Origin of the sequence: Micromonospora sp. C41 (genome assembly GCF_018070485.1) — a bacterium.
Taxonomy (GTDB): Bacteria; Actinomycetota; Actinomycetes; order Mycobacteriales; family Micromonosporaceae; genus Micromonospora; species Micromonospora chalcea.
This window is the reverse complement of record NZ_JAGPXP010000015.1, coordinates 130,116-149,209: the sequence shown is the minus strand read 5'-3', so window position 1 is coordinate 149,209 and position 19,094 is coordinate 130,116. Positions and strand designations below refer to the sequence as shown.

The 19,094-nt window shown below is 69.4% G+C and carries 19 protein-coding genes and 1 pseudogene; 18 read left to right on the top strand and 2 right to left on the bottom strand.

Going from position 1 to position 19,094, the window contains the following annotated elements; translation table 11 throughout:
* Window positions 1–119 precede the first annotated feature (119 nt).
* The 10 genes and pseudogenes from KBX43_RS32115 to KBX43_RS18050 all read left to right on the top strand — a co-directional run bounded on the left by KBX43_RS32115 (window position 120) and on the right by KBX43_RS18050 (window position 7,164).
* On the top strand, window positions 120–338 hold the full coding sequence (locus KBX43_RS32115; protein WP_307851552.1) for a flavin reductase: 219 nt from the start codon (window positions 120–122) through the stop codon (window positions 336–338).
* Window positions 335–508, top strand: coding sequence for a hypothetical protein (locus KBX43_RS18085; RefSeq protein ID WP_210885721.1), 174 nt, complete (start codon window positions 335–337; stop codon window positions 506–508). The genes KBX43_RS32115 and KBX43_RS18085 overlap by 4 nt, the downstream gene beginning before the upstream one ends.
* 410 nt (window positions 509–918) lie before the next feature.
* On the top strand, window positions 919–1,374 hold the full coding sequence (locus KBX43_RS18080; RefSeq protein WP_210885718.1) for a hypothetical protein: 456 nt from the start codon (window positions 919–921) through the stop codon (window positions 1,372–1,374).
* A gap of 289 nt (window positions 1,375–1,663) precedes the next feature.
* Window positions 1,664–2,859, top strand: a pseudogene (locus KBX43_RS18075) (helix-turn-helix domain-containing protein).
* A gap of 177 nt (window positions 2,860–3,036) precedes the next feature.
* Window positions 3,037–3,375 carry a hypothetical protein gene (locus KBX43_RS32110; protein WP_280841851.1) on the top strand — a complete coding sequence of 113 codons (339 nt, stop codon included), beginning with the start codon at window positions 3,037–3,039 and terminating at the stop codon, window positions 3,373–3,375.
* Window positions 3,372–3,698, top strand: coding sequence for a hypothetical protein (locus tag KBX43_RS18070; protein ID WP_209960823.1), 327 nt, complete (start codon window positions 3,372–3,374; stop codon window positions 3,696–3,698). Before KBX43_RS32110 ends, KBX43_RS18070 begins: the two co-directional genes overlap by 4 nt.
* A gap of 417 nt (window positions 3,699–4,115) precedes the next feature.
* The gene (locus KBX43_RS18065; protein WP_209960825.1) at window positions 4,116–4,733 is read left to right on the top strand and encodes a SipW-dependent-type signal peptide-containing protein; all 618 of its coding nucleotides are present in this window, start codon (window positions 4,116–4,118) and stop codon (window positions 4,731–4,733) included.
* Entirely contained in the window at window positions 4,734–5,375 is a 642-nt protein-coding gene (locus tag KBX43_RS18060) for a SipW-dependent-type signal peptide-containing protein (protein ID WP_307851551.1), read from the top strand.
* 14 nt (window positions 5,376–5,389) lie between these two features.
* Window positions 5,390–6,679 (top strand): signal peptidase I, encoded by a 1,290-nt coding sequence (locus tag KBX43_RS18055; RefSeq protein ID WP_210885715.1) that lies wholly within the window; start codon window positions 5,390–5,392, stop codon window positions 6,677–6,679.
* Window positions 6,680–6,780: 101 nt separating this feature from the next.
* Window positions 6,781–7,164 carry a hypothetical protein gene (locus tag KBX43_RS18050; protein WP_187692762.1) on the top strand — a complete coding sequence of 128 codons (384 nt, stop codon included), beginning with the start codon at window positions 6,781–6,783 and terminating at the stop codon, window positions 7,162–7,164.
* Window positions 7,165–7,204: 40 nt separating this feature from the next.
* Here KBX43_RS18050 and KBX43_RS18045 read toward each other — a convergent pair whose 3' ends face one another.
* Both KBX43_RS18045 and KBX43_RS18040 read right to left on the bottom strand, forming a co-directional pair.
* On the bottom strand, window positions 7,205–7,663 hold the full coding sequence (locus KBX43_RS18045) for a dimethylsulfonioproprionate lyase family protein (protein WP_209960831.1): 459 nt from the start codon (window positions 7,661–7,663) through the stop codon (window positions 7,205–7,207).
* A complete protein-coding gene (locus KBX43_RS18040) occupies window positions 7,660–8,448 on the bottom strand; it encodes a cupin domain-containing protein (RefSeq protein ID WP_043325411.1) in 789 nt (262 codons plus the stop codon). The genes KBX43_RS18045 and KBX43_RS18040 overlap by 4 nt, the downstream gene beginning before the upstream one ends.
* Window positions 8,449–8,740: 292 nt before the next feature.
* Here KBX43_RS18040 and hydA point away from each other — a divergent pair, with 292 nt between their 5' ends.
* From hydA to KBX43_RS18000, 8 genes are all read left to right on the top strand, one after another.
* A complete protein-coding gene (hydA, locus tag KBX43_RS18035) occupies window positions 8,741–10,120 on the top strand; it encodes a dihydropyrimidinase (RefSeq protein WP_245254710.1) in 1,380 nt (459 codons plus the stop codon).
* A gap of 146 nt (window positions 10,121–10,266) precedes the next feature.
* Window positions 10,267–11,880 carry an ABC transporter substrate-binding protein gene (locus tag KBX43_RS18030; RefSeq protein ID WP_083664652.1) on the top strand — a complete coding sequence of 538 codons (1,614 nt, stop codon included), beginning with the start codon at window positions 10,267–10,269 and terminating at the stop codon, window positions 11,878–11,880.
* Window positions 11,881–12,014: 134 nt separating this feature from the next.
* Window positions 12,015–14,075 (top strand): hydantoinase/oxoprolinase family protein, encoded by a 2,061-nt coding sequence (locus KBX43_RS18025; protein WP_198033292.1) that lies wholly within the window; start codon window positions 12,015–12,017, stop codon window positions 14,073–14,075.
* On the top strand, window positions 14,072–16,093 hold the full coding sequence (locus tag KBX43_RS18020; RefSeq protein ID WP_210885700.1) for a hydantoinase B/oxoprolinase family protein: 2,022 nt from the start codon (window positions 14,072–14,074) through the stop codon (window positions 16,091–16,093). Before KBX43_RS18025 ends, KBX43_RS18020 begins: the two co-directional genes overlap by 4 nt.
* 90 nt (window positions 16,094–16,183) lie before the next feature.
* Window positions 16,184–16,483, top strand: coding sequence for an ethanolamine utilization microcompartment protein EutM (gene eutM / locus KBX43_RS18015; RefSeq protein WP_104114777.1), 300 nt, complete (start codon window positions 16,184–16,186; stop codon window positions 16,481–16,483).
* Between the two features lie 34 nt (window positions 16,484–16,517).
* Window positions 16,518–17,285 (top strand): hypothetical protein, encoded by a 768-nt coding sequence (locus tag KBX43_RS18010; RefSeq protein ID WP_051611138.1) that lies wholly within the window; start codon window positions 16,518–16,520, stop codon window positions 17,283–17,285.
* Complete coding sequence (locus KBX43_RS32105) at window positions 17,282–18,442, top strand: class I SAM-dependent methyltransferase (RefSeq protein WP_051611136.1); 1,161 nt, start codon at window positions 17,282–17,284, stop codon at window positions 18,440–18,442. The genes KBX43_RS18010 and KBX43_RS32105 overlap by 4 nt, the downstream gene beginning before the upstream one ends.
* Before the next feature lies 1 nt (window position 18,443).
* Window positions 18,444–19,076, top strand: a complete 633-nt coding sequence (locus tag KBX43_RS18000) for a hypothetical protein (RefSeq protein WP_043325405.1) — start codon at window positions 18,444–18,446, stop codon at window positions 19,074–19,076.
* Window positions 19,077–19,094 lie beyond the last annotated feature (18 nt).

Below are 19,094 nucleotides of genomic sequence, written 5' to 3'. Positions count from 1 at the left end.
CCCGTCTGGTCATGGCGGCACTGGCGGCACGTCTGCCGCTGCGGAAGCAACCTGCCTTGCCGAAGCCGTCATCGCATTCCGATTAACCGCGGCCACTGGCCCGGCCAGGGCGATCAGTGATGACCACCCACCATCCGATCAAACCGGCCTGGTCCTGCGGCGGCTGTGCGGGGGAGTGGCCCTGTCAAACCCGGCGGCGCGAGCTGCGAGCCGAATATGATCGCGCCCCTGTCTCGCTGGCCCTCTACCTCGCCGCTCAGCTCGTTGACGCCGCCCAGGACCTGGCCAATGTTCCCGCCGGCCACCTGCACCACCGCTTCCTGGGTTGGACCCGATGAGCATCCTTCGACGCGGCGACGAGAAGTTCCACTACAGCGACGGCTCCCACAGGTGGACCCCGCCGGACCCGGACTACGACCAGGAGGTCTGGGAGGAGCAGGTCCGCCAGCACAAGCAGAGCCACCTCAGAAATGAGCGACCGAAGGTCCGCATCCAACGCCTGATCTGAGGCCGGTAGTACAGCAGCGAAGTACAGCAACCGGGCCAGCCGAACCAGACCGAGCAGTGTGCCAATAGGCCGTCTGACCTCGCATCGAGCCTGATCCGACCGGCTCGCCGACAGTTCACACCGAAGAGGTCACTGGTTCGATCCCAGTATCGCCCACGCAGGTCAAAGGCCCCTTCTGGCTGGCCGGAAGTCAGGACCCTTCGTCGTGATCTTTTGGGATATCGTGCGCCCGTAGACGTGAGACGAGGGAGTGACGCATGCGTGCAGGGCATACCAACGCCGGGCCGCGCCGAGCGAGTGTCGCGCTAGCCCTCGCGGGCCTGCTAGTGGCGAGCGGCTGCTCACAACCCGCCGACAACGCGGAGCGAAAGACGGAAGCGCGGTCGGCGTCGCCCTCACCGACCGCGGCCATGCGTCTCGAAAAACCGGAGAAGTTGCTGAGCAGTTGGCCCGAATCGAAGAGCCAGAAGTTGCGCGAACAAGCCCAGCAGAACATGGGCGGGCTCAAAGAACTCCTCGACGGTGAGCCAACTAGCGCGGTCGCAGCGGCCTACACCACTGCGGATGAGCAGTACAGCGCCCTAGTCAGCGGAGTGTCCGGAAAGATAACAGATCCGAAGGCGACCCTCGACAGACTCTTCGCGACCCTGCCGAGGCTGTCCGGTGTCAAGCCGACCCGGCCGGGGCCAATGGGCGGCGATGCCCGCTGCGGCAAGGGTGAAACCCAGGGCGTCAACGTCGAAGTCTGTGCGTGGGCTGACCACCACAGCGTCGGCATGGTGGCCTTCCTCGATTTGCCTTCTACCGGTAGCGCGGCCAGCATGTTCGTGCGGGCGCGTTCCCAGCTGGAGCGTCCGGCCACCTGAGGACCCGCCCCGTTGAACGCCGGACTCCCGAGGCAGTCAACCGCAGCAGACGGCGATCATCGGCATTCCGCGATAGTTGTTATCGACGTTCACACCGAAGTACTCACCGCAGTTCGGCCTTGAACCGTTCGCATTAGCCCTACTCCTGATCTGGAGGTCGGAGCCAGCGGGGGGCGCCGGACAGCATGCCAGTGTGTTCGGGGTTATGCGGCCGCACGTAGGTCGGTAGCGTTGGTGCCACGGCGGCTAAGAGGCCGGTGGCGCATCCCGCGCTTTGAGGAGGTCCGGGATGGAATCCTTGCCGGAGTTGACCTTCGGGCAGCGGCTGAAGGTCTACCGGGAGCGGTCCGGGAAGACTCGCGCGGTGCTGGGTGGGCTGGTCGGTCGCAGCGCCGAGTGGGTCAAGGCGGTAGAGACCGATCGGATCCTGCCTCCGCGCATTCACATGCTGGATCGCATCGCGCGTGCGCTCAAGGTCGACGTGTCTGCTCTGGCCGGCGAGCTGAGCGACCGGTCGGCTGTGGTGAACGGGCCGGAACACCCGGCGCTGGCGTCGGTGCGGGACGCCGTGAACCGCGTCGTGCTCGCCGACGATGCTGAGCCGGAGTCGTTGGCCGGTTTGCGGCGTGGCGGGCGCGTCATCAGGCGTCGGATCACCGGACGGTGCTCGGTGGGCTGCTGCCGAGACTTCTGCACGACGTGCAGCGCGCCGCGCTGCTGTATGAGGGCGTTGAGCGTCGGCATGCACAGTCGCTGTTGGCGGAGACGTTCGGGCTGACGCAGATGTTCCTTGCGTACCAGCCGGCTGCCGAGTTGTTGTGGCGGGTCGCGGACCGGGCGATGGTGGCGGCGCAGGACTCCGGTGACCCGGAGGCGGTGGCCCTCGCGGCATGGTTCCTGTGTCAGGTGCATCGGGACGCGGGGGACTGGGACACCGCCATGGCGGTAACGCACGACGTCCTGTCGGCTCTGGAGCCGAGGGCGGCCGACGCGGGCACGAATCTGCTGGCGTTGTGGGGTGCGCTCAACTTCGAGGCCGCCTACACCGCCGCGCGTGCCGGCGAGGAAGGCCGGGCCTGGCGGTACTGGGATCGTGCAAACCTGGTGGCGCAGCGTCTGCCGGAGGGCTTCTATCAGCCGCAGACGTCGTTCTCCCGGGTCATCATGGGCGCCCACGCGGTGACAGTGGCCGTGGAGTTGCAGAAGTCCGGGGAAGCGGTACGCCAGGCACGCCGCCACGACTCGGCGGCCATCCCGTCGAGACCGCGCCGGGCACGCCATCTCATCGAGGTCGCGCGGGCGCACTACGGCAAGGACGACAAGGAAGCGGCCGTGAAGACCCTGCGGCAGGCGTACGAGGCGGCCCCCGAGACGATCCGCTTCAACGGGTACGCCCGCCAGATCACGTTGGACCTGCTCGACGGCCCACGCTCCACCCGTGACGACGCCCGTGACCTCGCGGTCAAGGTCGGGCTGCTCTCGTGATCCAGGGGTAGGAACCCTACCCGTTCCGCCTCGCGACCGACCGTAGCGTCCTGCTTACGGGATGCGGCGGGCGGTGCGGGTATCGCCTGGTCGCCGCGTCCCCCTCAGATTCGGGGGCAGGAGACCGCCCTCGTTCGTGAGCGAGGGAGGGTCCGTGCGGCGCGTCTCGTATGACGAATACCTTTCTGCCACCGCGCTGACCCTTGCTCGCAGGCACCGGCCGGTGTGGTCGTGGCGGCTCTGGCGGCGTATCTGCCGCTGTGGGTCCGACCTGCCCTGCCGCGCTCGGCACCGGATACCGATCAATCGTGGCCACTGGCCACAGGAGGGCGAGCAGTGACCGGCGGGCAGGAACAGGCGATCCTCGCGGTACACATTCTAGGGCTCGACGGCATGTGTGCCGGGTGCCGGGCGTGGTGGGCGCGGCTGACTCCGTACCCCTGTTGGCAGGTGGAATGGGCGACCAGCCGGCAGGCGCGGGCGATCACCGCGCGGTTCCTGGAGGGTGTGCGGTGACGACCCACGGCCCGGTCATGCCGGTCTGGAGCTGCGGTGGCTGCGACCTGCCCTGGCCCTGCCCGACCCGGAAGCGGGAGCTGCGGGCGGAGTTCATGGATGCGCCGGTGTCGCTGGCCCTCTACCTTGGTGCCTACCTCGTCCAGGCCACCGAGGACATGCCCTGGATGCCGGCCGGCGTGCTGCACCGCCGTTTCCTCGGCTGGACCAGGGAAAGCGGCCACCTCATGCCGGTAGTGCAGCAGGGAGGTGCAGCAACCGTGCCAGCCGAACCCGGTCGAGACGAGCCCTCACCAGGCCCCCTGACCTCGCGTCGAGCCTGATCCGGCCGGCCTTTCGCCCGCCGCCGACAGTTCACACCGAAGAGGGCACCGCGCCCGCCCGGAACTCCGAATCGAACTAGCGTCTCGGCTCAGCCATGAACCTCTATCCCTCAAGCTCTGGCCTCCACGCTACGAGGGGAACCGCAATGAGGTTCCGCCCGGAAGGCGGGGGCCAGGTGCAGCGCCGCGCGTCGGGCCAACATGGCCCGGTTCGCCAGGTGATTTGGATGCTTTCGCCCGCTTTGTCTGGTTTGAGATCTATCGTGTTCCTTGCGTGACAGCCCAGCCGGGTCATCCCGTTCGCACGGCGGTTCCACGACGGCACCAGCCGGCCGGACCGCCACCGCGCGGCTGTCACCGGCCCCAGGCCAGCCCACAGCGTCGCACGAGGAGGACACGTTGTTTGGATCGACAAGATTGACATCGGGCGGATCGAGCAGCCCGGGAAGGCGTCGCAAGCTCAAGGCCGTCCTGGCCGGAGGGCTCGCCCTCGGCGTCGGCGCGACGATCTCCCTCGCCGCCTGGAACGACTCGGAGTACGCCACGGGGACGTTCACCGCCGGCTCCTTCAGCATCGAGGGCAGCACGGACGACACCACCTACGCGGAGCACTCCACGTCCGGCACGGCGGCGGCGCTGGCCTTCAGCACCGGCTTCGACAACATCAGCCCCGGCGACGTGGTCGCGGCACCGTTCGCCGTCCGCCTGACCGCAGCCACCACGTATGACGCGACAGTCACGGTGGGCTCGGCCACTCCCGACCTGCCCGCCTTCACCGGGCTCACCTACGGGATCGCGACCGTGCCGACCTTCGCGGACTGCAGCGCGACCCCCACGAGCCCGACCTGGATCGTGGCGCAGGGCACGGCGCTCGACTCGGTGGCCGGCGCGGTGCCGTTCAACCTGACGCAGGGCACTCCTCCCACGACGCCTGGCGCTCCGGCGTACCTGTGCTTCGTCGTGACGGCGGACGCCGCTCTGGTGCAGGGCTCGTCGGTCACGGAGACCTGGCAGCTCCTCGCCGAGTCCGTGTAGGTGGCAGCCGTGGTCAACCGCCGGGTGCCGGCCGGATCACCACGGCTCCTCCGGACCCGTGCCGTACTCGCTGCCGCCCTCGTCCTCGGCGTGGGCACGACGTCCACGCTCGCGGCGTGGACCGACAGCGAGTACGGCACCGGGTCGTTCACCGCAAGCGTCTTCGGTACCGAGTCGCAGACCGCGTCCAGTGCCTGGGCAAGCCACACTCCGGTGGGAAACGCCGCGACACTGGCGTTCAACGCGACCGCGATGTCCCCCACGGACTCGTCGTACGCCTGGATCGACATCCGCACGACCACGATGACGAATGTCGACGGTACGGTCGCGCTGACGAGCTCCTCGGACAGCTCCGGGGCCCTGCTTCCGGTGCTCGAATACCGCGCGGTGCGTACCCCGGACACCGGTAGCGCCTGTTCCGCCACCGCCTTCACCGGTGCGCCGACGTGGATCGCCGGCCCCGGCTACCTGGACGTCACCTCGGTTCCAGGCTCACCGGTGTCGTCCGTCCTCACCACTCCCGACGGCGCGACGCCAGAGGTGCGGTTCTGCTTCGAGGTGCGGATCGAGGCCGGCGCAGACAACTCGTACCAGGGCACGAGCGCCACCGTCACCTGGGAATTCACCGCCACATCTACGTAAGGGTCCTGCACATGATGAGACGAGCACGTCGAGGGCGAGGCGTCATCGCCCGCGTCGGAGACCTGGCACTGACCCTGCTCGCCGTCGGCGGGACGGTGTGCGTCGTCCTCGTCCCGCTGGCGTTCTTCTTCGACATCTCACTCATCCTGTTCAAGACCGGATCGATGAGCCCCACCATTCCCGCCGGGTCGCTGGCGGTGGTGCGTGAGATCCCCGCGTCCGAGGTCGAGGTGGGCGACGTGGTCACCGTCGACCGCACGCCGCTTCCACCGATCACCCACCGGGTCGTTCAGATCGCCGACGGTGGCGGGCCCACCCGTCTGCTCACCCTGCGCGGGGACGCGAACGACTCCAACGACTCCGCGCCGTACGCGGTGACCCGCGTACGGCTCGTCACCTGGTCGGTGCCCGGGCTCGGGTACACGGTGCGGGCCGTGTCGAACCCGTACGCGACCAGTGCGATCACGGTCGGGACCGCCGTGATCGTCACCTGGGCGTTCTGGCCGCGCGCCACGGAACCGCCGACCCGGCGGCGTACGGCGTGGCGCCGACGGCGAACAGGCCCTCCGACGCCTGACGAGGCGGGAACAGGTCCCGAGGCCGGCGCCCCGCCGGGCCGGACAGCGGCGCACGTCGAATCGACCGCCCGGCGGTTGTTCGTCATGGTGGCCGTGCTGCCGGGCGTCGCCGCCGCGGTCCTGGCCACGCCCGGTCAGGCACGGGCAGAACCGACTGAGGACGTCATCCGGGGCAGGTACCTCACCCTGATATCGATCCGCGACGAGGCCCGCATGACATCGATGACACCGAAGGAGCCGGTGCCGTGGCAGGTGGGCGTCACCGCGCACGCCCCGCACCCGGGCACGGTGACAATCACGCTGTCGGCGCTGGGCCCGCTCGTGGTCTCGCCGAACGGACTCCAGGTCATGGCCGCCGTCTGCGCCATCCGCTGGGTGAACGGCGCCTGTCCCGGCGGGCGGGGAGAGCAGGTTCTCGCCGAGGGCCCCGCCACCAGACTGGCCGAACGCCCGGTCCCCATCAGCACGATGCGCTCCGACGAACAGCGTTGGGTACTCGTCACCGCGAGCCTGCTCCCGAACTCCACGGCCGCGGGCTCGGCCGACCTGATCCTCACGGCGACCGGGCTCGGCGACAAGGCGGCGACAGGCGGCAAGGTCGACACGCTGCCACGCACCGGCACCGACCTGCGGACGCCGATGCTCGCCGGTGCGGGCGCCCTGCTCGTCGGTCTGCTGCTCGTGGGCACCACGCGCAGGAACCGGATCAGGCAGGAACAGCCGTGAGGCGCGTAGGGATCCCCGCTACGCCGAGCGGGCGACGTAAGAGCCACGCCCGGCGACGCCGGCTCGCGGGTGTCCTCGCCCTCTCGCTCTGGATCCATGTCATGGCGCTCGCACCTGCCCAGTCGACGCTGGCCGCCTGGAACGACACCGAGTACGGCAGCACTGCCCTCGCCGCCGGCACGGTCGACCCACCGACCGACCTGGCGTGCACTGCGGGCCAGCTCACCCCGCCCACCTTCACCTGGAACCTGCCCGCCGGTGGCCTGGCCCGCAGTGGCTTCACCTGGTCCCTGAGCGACGGCTTCTCCGGAGGCGGCACTCTCGGCCCAAACGACACCTCGATCGTCGTTCCCGGCGCGCTGCTGGCTGTCGGCACCGGCACCTTCACTCTGTACGCGAACGGCCCTGGCGGCTGGACGTCGACGCCGGTCACCGGTTCGCTCGGCATGCTGACGGATGAGCTCTACTTCTGCAGCGTCCCTTAGTGGTGGACGTAGGCAGGGGGAGCCGATCCGCAGTCGGCGGCTACAGCCACCTGGTGCAGATCTCGTTGAGGTCCGGGGTGCTGAAGGAGTAGAGCAACTCCATGGCGTGCTCGCCGCCGGTGGTGATGGCGTGGGCGACACCGGCGGGGATGTACATCGCGGTGCCCGGGCCCGCCTCGAATTCCTCGTCGGCCACTCGGAACAGCGCGGTGCCGGACAGCACGTAGTAGAACTCGGCCGAGTCGGCGTGCAGGTGCAGCGGGTGGGTCATCCTGGGCTCCATGCGGTAGACCCCATTGAGGAACTCGCAGTCCGGGTCGCCGGTGAGCTGCCGGTCGACGAGGCGATGCACCAGCCCTTCGTCGTCGGTGTTGTGGTTGAGGCTGGAGATCAGCTCGTAGGCGAGTTCGTCGCGGTGCACGACGAACGCCGGGCGTACGGCGCCCGCCCCGGCGTCCCCGGCGGCGATCCGGCGTCCACGGCCGGGCAATGCTGTCACCGCTCGGCGTCCACGCTTGTCGCCCCGAGGGGGATCTGTGGGCTGGTCAGCGGTCCGTGATGCTTGGACAGGCAAATGGCCTCCCAGCCGGTCACGACGCCGTGGATGACGCCCGGCTCCCAGCACAGGTACTCACCGGCACGGTAGACGTGCTCCGGGTCGGTGGCGCACCAGCCGCCGAGGAAGAAGATCTCCTCGGTGCTGTGGTGGAACTCCAACGCGGTCTTGGCGAAGTTGCGTGGCAGGACGAACAGGATGGTGTCCTTGCCGGTCTCCTCCACCTTGCGCAACCGGATGCACTGCGTGGGCACATCGAGGTCGCCGTGACTGCTGGTGTCGGTCACTCCCGCGAAAGCCTCCTGGACGGGTCGCCAGTTGGCCGGGTCGAACAGGTCGACGGTCTCTCCGAGCGGTTTCGACGGCGGGGGTCGTTCGTCAGTGCGGACCTCGAACGGCGAGTCCGTCCAGAAGATCAACGTGGCGCCTTCGGTCGAGGAGACCGGGCCGATCTCGGTGCCGGAGGGCAGGAAGAGGTAGTGCCCGCGCCGGCACTGGCGTCCGGCGATGCTCAGGTCGCCGTCGCGGACCAGGAGTTCGATGTCGGCGCTGTTCCAGTGCTCGGGCATCTGCCAGCCGGGTGGAACGTCGACGACGAGCGTCTGCGCGCCGGTCTCCGGGTCGGCGTTGATCTGCCGCACGAGTAGGCCGAAGGGCAGGCCCGATGCCCGCCACACCCGCTGGGGTACCTGTTCGATGGTGACCCGTCGCTTGCCGGAATGAGCCATGGCGACCTCCTTCAGGTTGCGCCAGACTGTATGTAATCTGGCGCAGCTCGTCTAGGGCGTCGTCGTGAATACTCGGGTCTGAGCAGCAAAGTCGGCCGCCGCCGCTGACCTCATCGAGGCATAATGTATGCAAAATGCCTAAGGCTGGCTTGCGGGCAGGAGTTGCCTCCCGGTGGTCGGCGTCGGGTCGGGGTTGAGTCGACTCCTTGTGCCGTCCCGTCGAGTTGTATACGGTCCACTGCCTAGCCCGCCTGTCACTCGCGTTTCCTCATCTGCAGCGAACGGGGAAGAGATGCCCCGAAGGATTGGTCTTGTCGGAGGCACGGTGGTCGCCGAGGACGGTGTCCACCGCGCTGACGTGCTCGTTGACTCCGGCCGCATCGAAAGTGTCGGCCGGATTCCGCCATCGGCTGATGTCGAGAAGGTCGACGCCCGAGGAAAGATCATCATTCCGGGTGGCGTCGATGTGCATACACATATGGGTACGCCCTTCATGGGGACGGTCACCTCCGACGACCACGCCTCGGCCAGCCGGGCCGCTGCCGTCGGCGGCACCACGACGTATGTCGACTACGCCTTTCAGCGCGCCGGTGAGCGTCTGCCGGAGGTGCTGGCCCGGTGGGCCGGGCGGGCGAACGGTCGTTCCGCCATCGACTTCAGCTTCCACCTGGCTGTCACTTCGCCCTACCCGGGCATGGTGGCTGACATGGCGCTTGTGGTGGCCGACGGCGTGACCAGCTTCAAGGTGTTCATGGCCTACAAGGGGCTGGCCATGCTCGACGACGGAGAGCTCTTCTCCATCCTCACCGAGTCGTCCCGCCTGGGCGCCACACTCTGCGTGCACGCCGAGAACGGTCACGTCATCGACGTCCTCGCCGAGCGGCTGGTTCGGGCCGGCCGCACCGGACCGCTGGCGCACCTGCTGTCGCGGCCACCCGAGACCGAGGTGGAGGCGGTACGCCGCGCGATCGCGCTCGCCGACCTGGCCGACGCCCCGCTGTACTTCGTGCACCTGTCCACCGCCGGGGCGGTCGCCGCCGTGGCCGAGGCCCAGCGGGCCGGCCGCCCGGTCGCGGGCGAGACGTGCACCCACTACCTCCTGCTCGACGCCGACCTCTACCACCAGCCCGGGTTCGAGGCGGCCAAGTACGTCGTCAGCCCGCCGCTGCGCACCGCCGAGCACCGGGAGGCGCTCTGGCAAGGGCTGCGGGAAGGCATCCTCGGTGTCGTCAGCTCGGATCACTGCCCGTTCTGCATGTCCGGGCAGAAGAGCCTGGGAGCCGAGGACTTTCGCCGGATCCCGAACGGAGCGCCGGGCATCGAACACCGGGTTCCCCTGCTCTACGGCCACGGTGTACGCCCTGGGCGGCTGAGTCTGTCGCGCTTCGTCGAGGTGGCCTGCACCGAGCCGGCCCGCCGGTTCGGGCTGTACCCGACAAAAGGGGTCATCAGGCGGGGCGCCGACGCCGACCTGGTCGTGCTCGACCCGGAGGCGGCCTCCGTGGTGCTCGCCCGGACGATGACGCAGAACTGTGACTACACGCCGTTCGAGCGGTGGCACGTGCCCGGCCGGGTCGAAGCGGTTTATCTGCGCGGGGAGCTGATCGCCCAGCGTGGACGATTTGTCGGCCGGCAGGACGCCGGTCGGTTCCTGGCCCGTCGCCGGGCGTGAGTGTCGACGCGGCTGGCTGCGGGATCTGACTGCTCGGAGCCTTGACAGGGTCAAGTTTGTATACAAGCATCGCTCGTGTTAGTCGCCCTACCTGGGTTGTTGCGCTAGACCTATTCAAGCTTGCACACAATTTTGGAGGTGTCGGCATGGGAATACGTTCCGTGCGGGTGCGAGCCGTGGCAGTGCTCGCCGTGGCGAGCGTGTCGCTCGCGGCCTGCGGCGCCGACGATGCGGGGAAGTCTGACGCCGGCACCGGCCAGGCGCTGACCATCGCCGCGCCCGGGGTGCTGTCGAGTCTCGACTCCGAGCGCTACCAGGGCTTCATCTCGATCGACCTGCTCCCCAACACCGCCGGGACCCTGGTGCGCTTCAAGAAGCCCGAGGCCGGCGCTACCAAACTTCAGACGCCGGACCAGATCGAGCCCGAGCTCGCCGAGTCCTGGACGCTTGACGACGGCGGCAGGAAGATGTCGTTCACGCTGCGCGAGGCCAAGAGCCAGTTCGGCAACCCGATCACCTCGCAAGACGTGAAGTGGTCGGTGGACCGGATGGTGAACAGCACCGGCGTGCCGATCGCCAAGATCCTCATGGGCGTCGGCGGCTGGGACACCGCCAACCCGATCACCGTCACGGACGACAAGAAGTTCACGATCAACGTCGCCAAGCCCAACGCGGTGAGCGTGTCGATCCTGAGCACCTTCTTCATGACCATCTACGACTCGGTGGAGGCCAAGAAGCACGCCACCGCCGACGATCCGTACGCCTACAAGTGGCTCGGGGAGAACACCGCCACCTTCGGCGCGTACCAGGTGCGCTCGTTCGACCCCGGCAAGGAGGTCCGGCTCACCGCCAACGAGAACTACTTCCGCGGGAAGCCCAAGGTCACCGACGTGGTGGTCCGCGCCGTCCCCGACACCTCCAACCGGCTCCAGCTGGCCCAGAGCGGGCAGGTCGACGTCGCCACCGCGATGACGTTCGACCAGCTCTCCTCGCTGGAGGAGAGCGACCAGGCCCGGCTCGAGCGTGTGCTCTACCCGAACATCGACGTGCTGGTGCCCAACCTCAAGGCCAAGCCCTTCGACGACAAGCGGGTCCGCGAGGCCATCTCCTACGCCGTCGACCGCAAGGCGATCGTCGACTCCGCGTACCAGGGCTACTCGGCGCCCTCGAACGACTTCATCCACGACGACTTCGGTGCCCCGGCGGCCAGCCAGCCCTTCGCCCAGAACCTCGACCGGGCCAAGCAACTGCTGGCCGAGGCCGGCCTGCCAAACGGCTTCCCGATGGAGTTGGCCTACAACGCGGCCAACGTCGGAGCGCACAGCGAGCAGGTCGCCGTCCTGCTGCGCTCGCAACTGGCCAAGGTGGGCATCCAGGTCAAGCTCAACAACGTCGCCTCCGGCGCGGACTTCGACACCGCCAAGCGTGAAGGCAAGCTGCAGAGCTGGCTGGCCACCAGCACCCCGCTGGTGCCCGACCCCGCCTACTACCTGCAGGTCTTCTACTCCACGGGTGGACTGACCAACCTGCAGAACTACAGCTCGCCGACCCTCGACGACCTCTCCCGGAAGATCCTGGAAACCCAGCCGGGTCCCGACCGCGACGCGTTGATCAAGCAGGTCAACGACTTCCTGGTGGGTGACATGCCGGCCATCCCGCTGGTCGATTCCCAGAAGTACTACGTCTTCAAGAAGGGCGTGACCGGGTTCGTCAGCTATTCCCAGGGCCACGTCAACTATTACGACATCAGCGGCTCCTGACCTCGCCGGCGTCCCACCGGCGCGGTGATCCCCGGCCCCGGTGGGCAGCACCCCAGGGGCCGGGGACCACACAGCGACGACGCAGAACGGCAACCCGAGAAGAGCCGGCACTCGAGAAAGCAGGATGTGCACTGATGTACCGCCTAGGAGTCGATGTCGGTGGCACGTTCACGGACGTTCTTCTGATCGAGGAGGCGACCGGGAAGACCCGACGGACCAAGGTGCCCTCGACGCCTCAGGACCAGTCCGTCGGCGTCATCGAGGGCGTAACCCGGGTGCTGACCGACGCCCGGGCCCGCGCCGCGGACGTCCGCCAGTTCCTGCACGGCACGACGGTGGCCACCAACGCCGTCCTGGAACGCCGGGGCGCCCGGGTGGGCCTGGTGGTGACCGTCGGCTACCGGCAGATCCTGCACATCGCCCGCTCGTTCGTTCCCGGCGGCCTGGGCGGCTGGATCGTCTGGGACCGGCCGGCCGAGATGGTCGCGCTCGAAGACGTCCGCGAGGTCCGGGGCCGCATGGACGCCCGAGGCGAGCAGGTCGAGCCCCTCGACGAGGCGGCCGTGCGGGCCGCGGTCCGCCAGCTGGTCGACCAGGGCGTGGACGCCCTCGCCATCGGCTTCGTCAACTCCTACGCCAACCCCGCCCACGAACAGCGGGCCGCCGAGATCGCCGCCGCCGAGGCCCCTGGTGTGCCGGTCTCCACCTCCGCCGGGGTCCTGCCCGAGCTCGGGGAGTACGAGCGGACCCTGACCACCGTCGCCAACGCCTACGTCCGCCCCGGCGTCAGCTCCTACCTGAGCAACCTCAGCGCGAAACTGGTCGCCGAGGGACTCCTGGGCGAGCGCCGCGTGCTGCGCTCCGACGGCGGACTGATGACCTTCGAGCGGGCCGAGGACATCCCGGTCAGTCTGCTGATGAGCGGACCCGCCGGCGGGGTCGCCGCCGCCGTGGCGCTGGGCCCGGCCGCCGGCCACCCGGACCTGCTCACCCTGGACATGGGGGGTACCTCCACCGACGTAGCGCTGATCGAGAACGGCACCCCGGCCATCCGGCGCGAGACGACCGTGGCCGACCTCGCCGTCCGCGCCCCGTCGATCGACGTACAGACCGTGGGCGCCGGCGGCGGCTCCATCGCCCACGTCCCCGAGCTGACCGGTGCGTTGCGGGTGGGCCCGGCCAGCGCGGGTGCCCTGCCCGGTCCGGCGACCTACGGACGCGGCGGCGAACTGCCCACCGTCACCGACGCCAACGTCGTGCTCGGCTACCTGCCGCACGCCCTGCTCGGCGGCGCCATGCCGCTGGACGTGGAGAAGGCCCGCACGGCGGTCGGCACCGTTGCGAGCAGGCTGGGGGTGTCGGTGGAGGCCGCCGCCGCCGCGATCATCGACATCGTCAACGAGAACATGCTCGGCGCGCTGCGGCTGGTCTCGGTGCAGCGCGGCTACGACCCCCGGCGCTTCGCGCTGTTCGGCTTCGGCGGCGCCGGCCCGTTGCACGTCAACGCGCTCGCCAAGCTTCTCGGCTCCTGGCCGGTGGTGATCCCGCAGTCGCCCGGGGTGCTCTGCGCCTACGGTGACGCTTCGACAGGTGTGCGGGCCGAGGCCAACCGGTCCCTGGTGCGCCCTCTCGACGACGTCGACGAGGAACTGCTGCGGCGCGAGTTCACCGACCTCGCCGCCCAGATCGACACCGAGTTCGACCGGGCCGGGGTGCCAGGCGACGCCCGGTCGGTGCGATACGAGGCCGACGTCCGCTACCACGGCCAGGGCTTCGAGGTCTCCGTCGAGGTCGACGCGGGCCGAGGCATGGCTGTGATCCCCGGCCTGCGCAGCGGCTTCGACGAGGCCCACCAGCGCCTGTTCGGCTTCGCACTGGATGAGCGGCACGAGATCGTCAACATCCGGGCGGTCGGGGTCTCCCACGCCGAACGGATCACCCCGGTCGAGATCGAATCCGGTGACCGCGACGCCGCGCAGGCGATCGTCGGCCGTCAGCAGGTCTACGTCGACGGCGGCTGGCAGGAGGCCACCCTCTACGACCGCACCGCCCTGCGGGCCGGCAACGAGCTGTCCGGGCCGGCGATCGTGGTCGAGATGGATTCCACCAGCCTGGTCCTGCCGGGCTGTGTCGCGCGCGTCGACAGGCTGGGCAACCTGCTCATCCTGCCCGCCGAGCAGGGAGGGAACCGATGAGTGCGGTCATCGTCGAGACAGTACGCCCGGAGCGTGGCGTCGAGGTCGAGACCGCGGTGCTCGACATCGTCGAGAACGCGTTGCGTAACGCCCGTTTCGAGATGGACGCGGTGGTGATGCGTACCGCGATGTCACCGGGCATCCGCGAGCAGCACGACGCCTTCCCGTTGATCGCCGACCGGCGCGGGCGCATGGTCGCCGGACAGTTCGGCTCCTTCATCGACGGCTTCCTCTCCGGATACGACGGCACGGTCGAGGAGGGCGACGTCTTCTTCACCTCCGACCCGTACGCCTGTGACGGCGCCATCAGCCACGCCAACGACTGGCTGGTGCTGCTGCCGATCTACTTCGAGAAGGCGCTGGTCGGCTGGGCGGCGATGTTCGGTCACATGAGCGACGTCGGCGGGAAGGTGCCCGGCAGCCTGCCCACCGACGCGGTGTCCATCCACGAGGAGGGCGTCATCGTCCCGCCGGTGAAGTTGTTCCGCGGCGGCACCCTCGACCAACAGCTCCTGGACACCGTGCTCAACCAGGTGCGCCTGCCGAGCTGGAACCGCGCCGACCTGAACGCGGTCCTGGCCTCCTGCCGCACCGCCGAGACCCGGGTCCGTGAACTCTGCGAGCGCTTCGGCGCTGACACCTACCTGTCCACCCTGGAGCTGCTGCTGGAGCGCAACCGGCAGGCGATGGCGAAGCTGTTCCGCCAGGTCGTGCCCGAGCAGCCGGTCACCTTCGAGGACTTCGTCGACGACGACGGACGCGGCGAGGGACCGTTCCGCATCCGCTGCTCGCTGTGGCGCGAGGGCGACCGGGTGGTGCTGGACTTCACCGGTACCAGCGAGCAGGCCGAGGGGTCGATCAACTTCCTGCTCAACGAGAACGTCCTACGGATGTTCTTTGGGGTCTACACCATCATGGCCGTGGACCCGATGATCCTCTTCAACGACGGGTTCTACCCCCTGGTCGACGTCCGCATCCCCGAGGGCAGCCTGCTCAAGCCCCGGCGCCCGGCGGCCGTCTCCTGTCGTACCCACGCCCTGGGTCGGCTCTTCGACGTGCTCGCCGGACTGCTGGGGCAGTGTCAGCCGGACTTCCTCGCCGCCGCCGGGTTCTCCTCCAGCCCGCACCTGATGTACTCCGGCCTGGATCGGCACGGCAAGTGGTTCCAGCTCTACCAGATCGGTTTCGGCGGTGTGCCCGCCCGACCGGTCGGTGACGGGTTCGACGGGCACTCCATGTGGCCCTCGTTCACCAACGTGCCCAACGAGTACCTGGAGGCCTACTACCCGCTGCGTATCGAGTCCTACGAGACGGTCCCCGACTCCGGGGGCATCGGTAGGCACCGGGGCGGCAACGGCATCCGGGTCGGCTACCGGTTCCTGGAACCGGGTGAGGTCTCGATCCACGACGACAGATGGTTCACCAAACCCTGGGGCGTGCTCGGCGGCGAGCCCGGCGAACGCGGCACGAAGATCCTGGAACGCGCCGACGGCTCCCGGCAGGTGGTACCGGCCAAGTGTGACCACGTCGCGGTCCGCCCCGGCGACCTGCTGCACTTCGTCACCTGGGGCGGCGGCGGTTGGGGCGACCCGCTCGAGCGCGACCCGGAGCAGGTCCGCCACGACGTCGAGCGGGGCCTGGTCACCGTCGACGGCGCCCGGCGCTACGGAGTGGTCCTGGTCGACGGCCGGGTCGATGCCGAGCGCACCCGGACCCGGCGCGCGGAACTCGCCGCCGGCCGAGGCGACCTGCCCCGCTTCAACCGGGGCGGCACCGTGGAGGAACTCCGGGCGCGCTGCCTCGCCGAGACCGGACTGACCCCACCCCGGGAACCGGCGGGCGCCGGGGCGCGGCCGGAGCCGGCGCCTCCCGGCCCACGGCCCGGTGCGACGCCGGCCCGCCATCGCGACGCCGGGCCCGCAGGCGGCAGCGACCGGCCCGCCCGCGCCCAGCAACCGGCGCAGTCCCCGCTGGAGGCGCTCGTGCACCACATCGCTCGGCAGGTGACCGTGCGATGAGACCACCCCACTTCCAGACCACCACGGTCCTGGGCAACGGCGGGCACCCGCACGCCAACCAACTCGCAAAGGAGAACTGTCATGGCTGACCTGCAGATGTCCGCGCTGGGCATGATCGAGACCCGGGGCCTGGTCGCGGCGGTCGAGGCCGCCGACGCCATGGTCAAGGCCGCCACGGTCGTCCTGGTGGGCACCGAGTACATCGGCGGTGGCCTGGTCACCGTCGTCGTCCGTGGCGACGTCGGCGCGGTCAAGGCCGCCACCGACGCCGGTGCGGCCAGCGCCTCCCGGCTCGGTGAGGTCGTCTCGGTGCACGTCATCCCGCGCCCGCACAACGAGGTCGAGGCGATCCTGCCGACCGGTTCGAGTCGAGGCGGAACGAAGTCCTGACCGGAGCCCGCGTGCTCATCGAAGGAGCTGAGACATGAGTCGGGTGTGGACTGCAGTCGATATCGAAGACATCGCCCGGTCGGACGGACCGCGCGAAGTCCTGCTGGGCCCGGGCGACCTGATCTCCCCGCACGCCCAGGACATCGCCCAAGGGCTGGGCATCGACGTCCGGCGCGGGTCGGCGGCACCGGCGCCGGCCGCCCCCGCCGGGGCCGGCCCCGGCGGGGGCGAGCCCCAGGGCGGCTGCGACGACGCCGACGGCTGCTCGTGTGGCTGCGAGGCCGCGGAGGAGGCGGAGCGGACCATCCGTACCATCGCCGCCGCGGTCGTGTCGGCCAACCCCGACGCGGACGCCTCCACTGTCGCCACCGAGACGCTGCGGGCGCTCGGCGCCTACGGCGGGCCCGGGGTGGGCAGCCCCGAGCAGGCCCAACCGCTGCCCGGACAGTTGCTGCCCAAGAAGGCCAAGGGCGCCCGCCCTCAGTTCTTCGCTGAGCCGGGTATGGAGGCCCTGGTCTCGACGATGGTGACCCTCACCTCGGAGGTGTGGGTGCTGCGTGAGCGGGTGATGACCCTGGAACAACTGCTGGCCGACCGGCGGGTTGTGGAGGGGGGCGCGGTGGACGGCTTCACGCTCTCCGCCGAGGACGCCGAGACCAGAGACGCCGAGGCGGCGGCGTTCGTCGCCCGGGTGCTGCGGGTCTTCTACGAGTGGCGTGAGGAGATCGTGCGGGAGGAGACCCCGGAGTCCTACCGGGAGGTCATCCGGCGGGCCTTCGCACAGGTGGGGGAGGACAAGTGAAACAGCAGCAGCGACACGGCCTGTTGCCGACGGAGAACCACGACGAACTGGCCCGGGAGACGTTCGTCCGGGCCCTGAAGTCGCACATCTCCACCGAGGTGACCCCGGGGGTACGGGAGCTGTACGCGCACCGCGTCCTGCCCAGGTACCAGCAGGAGATGGGCGTCCCGCCCCGGGACCGGGAGACGGTCCGCCGGGCGATGGAGCCCGAGCCGTACTACCAGCTCTGGAGCTCGGTGCGGCGGGCGAGCCAGGACCTGCTCTGGAACGTGGTGGCCGACAGCATCGGCCGGCAACTGGACGACCTGCGGGCCAGGGCGGAACGGACCGGCCGTACCCTCGGCTCGCTGGAGCTGGATCCCGACTTCGTCCTGCCCTGGTATTTCTGGGGCATCGACATCCACGCCATGCCCGGCGGCTACCGGGGCGAGTACGTCCCCGGCGACGTCACCGCCGGGGCGCTCTACGACCGCGGCGTCTACGTCTACGCCATGGGCCAGATGGGCGAGCTCAACGACGACTACGGCCAGTCGGTGGTGAACAACTACCTCAAGACCGTGCACAAGGACTTCCGCCCCAGGCGGATCCTGGAGATCGGCTGCGGAGTCGGCAACTCCACGCTGCCCTACGTCGACGCCTATCCCGAGGCGGAGGTGCACGGCATCGACGTCGGTGCCGCTCTGTTGCGCTACGCCCACGGCCGGGCGGAGTCCCTGGGCCGCAAGGTGCACTTCGCGCAGCGCAACGGCGAGGACACGGGCTTCCCGTCGGGGCACTTCGACCTGGTCGTCTCGCACATCCTGCTGCACGAGATGCCACCGGAGGCGGTCCGCGCCGTCCTGCGGGAATGCCACCGGCTGCTCGCCCCGGGCGGGATGATGATCCACGCGGATTTCCCGGGCTACGCCGGGTTGGACCCGCTGGTGCAGTTCCTCATCGACTGGGACACCTGGAACAACAACGAGCCGTTCTGGGGCCCGATGCGGGACATGGACCTGGTCCAGGCCGCCCGGGACGCCGGATTCACCGGCGACTGCACCGAACTGTCCTGCAAGCGGGAGTGCGTCGAGGAGGTCTCCACCCCCACCGGCCGGGTGCTGCAGAGCGGTGAGCGGCGCAGCAGCGGCACCCTCGCGCTGCTCGTGGGCCGGCGCTGACATGGCCCACAACGACGTCGAGTTGCGTACCTTCGCGTTCGTCGACCGACTCCAACCGCAGATGGCCGCCCTGCTCGGCAGCGTGATGTCGGGTGACCCGGTGGTCGAGGGGATGTCCGAGCTCTACCTGGAGATCTCCCCGGGCAGCGACGTGTACGCCCTGGTCGACGCCGCCGTCAAGGCCACCGGGGTGCGCCCCGGCTCTCAGGTCGTCGAGCGGCAGTACGGCATGACCGAGTTGCACTCGATGTCGCAGGACGCGGTGCGCCAGGCCGGTCAGACCATCCTGGACCTGCTCGGGATCACCGAGGCCGACGCGCAGCCGGCGGAGCTGGTCTCGGCGAAGGTCGTCTCCAACATCGACGCCTACCAGGCGCAGCTGGTCAACCGTTCCCGCAAGGGCTCCCTGCTGGTGGCCGGCGAGTCGATGCTGGTGGTCGAGTGTCAGCCCGCCGCCTACATCTCCGCTGTCGGCAACGAGGTGGAGAAGTCCGCCAGTGTGAAGATCATCGACGTCCGGGGCGTGGGCCAGTTCGGCAGGTTGTGGATCTCCGGACTGCACTCGGAGGTGGAGGCGGCGCGCGACGCGGTCCGTCGAGCGTTCGAGACGAAGCCCTGGTCGCACCGACGCTAGAGAAACGAGGTGGTGTCG

Bases quoted from the DNA above. Each gene is read 5' to 3' on its own strand.
- KBX43_RS32115 (WP_307851552.1), top strand. From the start codon at position 120: ATGACCACCCACCATCCGATCAAACCGGCCTGGTCCTGCGGCGGCTGT.
- KBX43_RS18085 (WP_210885721.1), top strand. From the start codon at position 335: ATGAGCATCCTTCGACGCGGCGACGAGAAGTTCCACTACAGCGACGGC.
- KBX43_RS18080 (WP_210885718.1), top strand. From the start codon at position 919: ATGCGTCTCGAAAAACCGGAGAAGTTGCTGAGCAGTTGGCCCGAATCG.
- KBX43_RS18055 (WP_210885715.1), top strand. From the start codon at position 5,390: ATGAGACGAGCACGTCGAGGGCGAGGCGTCATCGCCCGCGTCGGAGAC.
- KBX43_RS18050 (WP_187692762.1), top strand. From the start codon at position 6,781: ATGGCGCTCGCACCTGCCCAGTCGACGCTGGCCGCCTGGAACGACACC.
- KBX43_RS18040 (WP_043325411.1), bottom strand. From the start codon at position 8,448: ATGGCTCATTCCGGCAAGCGACGGGTCACCATCGAACAGGTACCCCAG.
- hydA (WP_245254710.1), top strand. From the start codon at position 8,741: ATGCCCCGAAGGATTGGTCTTGTCGGAGGCACGGTGGTCGCCGAGGAC.
- KBX43_RS18030 (WP_083664652.1), top strand. From the start codon at position 10,267: ATGGGAATACGTTCCGTGCGGGTGCGAGCCGTGGCAGTGCTCGCCGTG.
- KBX43_RS18025 (WP_198033292.1), top strand. From the start codon at position 12,015: ATGTACCGCCTAGGAGTCGATGTCGGTGGCACGTTCACGGACGTTCTT.
- KBX43_RS18020 (WP_210885700.1), top strand. From the start codon at position 14,072: ATGAGTGCGGTCATCGTCGAGACAGTACGCCCGGAGCGTGGCGTCGAG.
- KBX43_RS18010 (WP_051611138.1), top strand. From the start codon at position 16,518: ATGAGTCGGGTGTGGACTGCAGTCGATATCGAAGACATCGCCCGGTCG.
- KBX43_RS18000 (WP_043325405.1), top strand. From the start codon at position 18,444: ATGGCCCACAACGACGTCGAGTTGCGTACCTTCGCGTTCGTCGACCGA.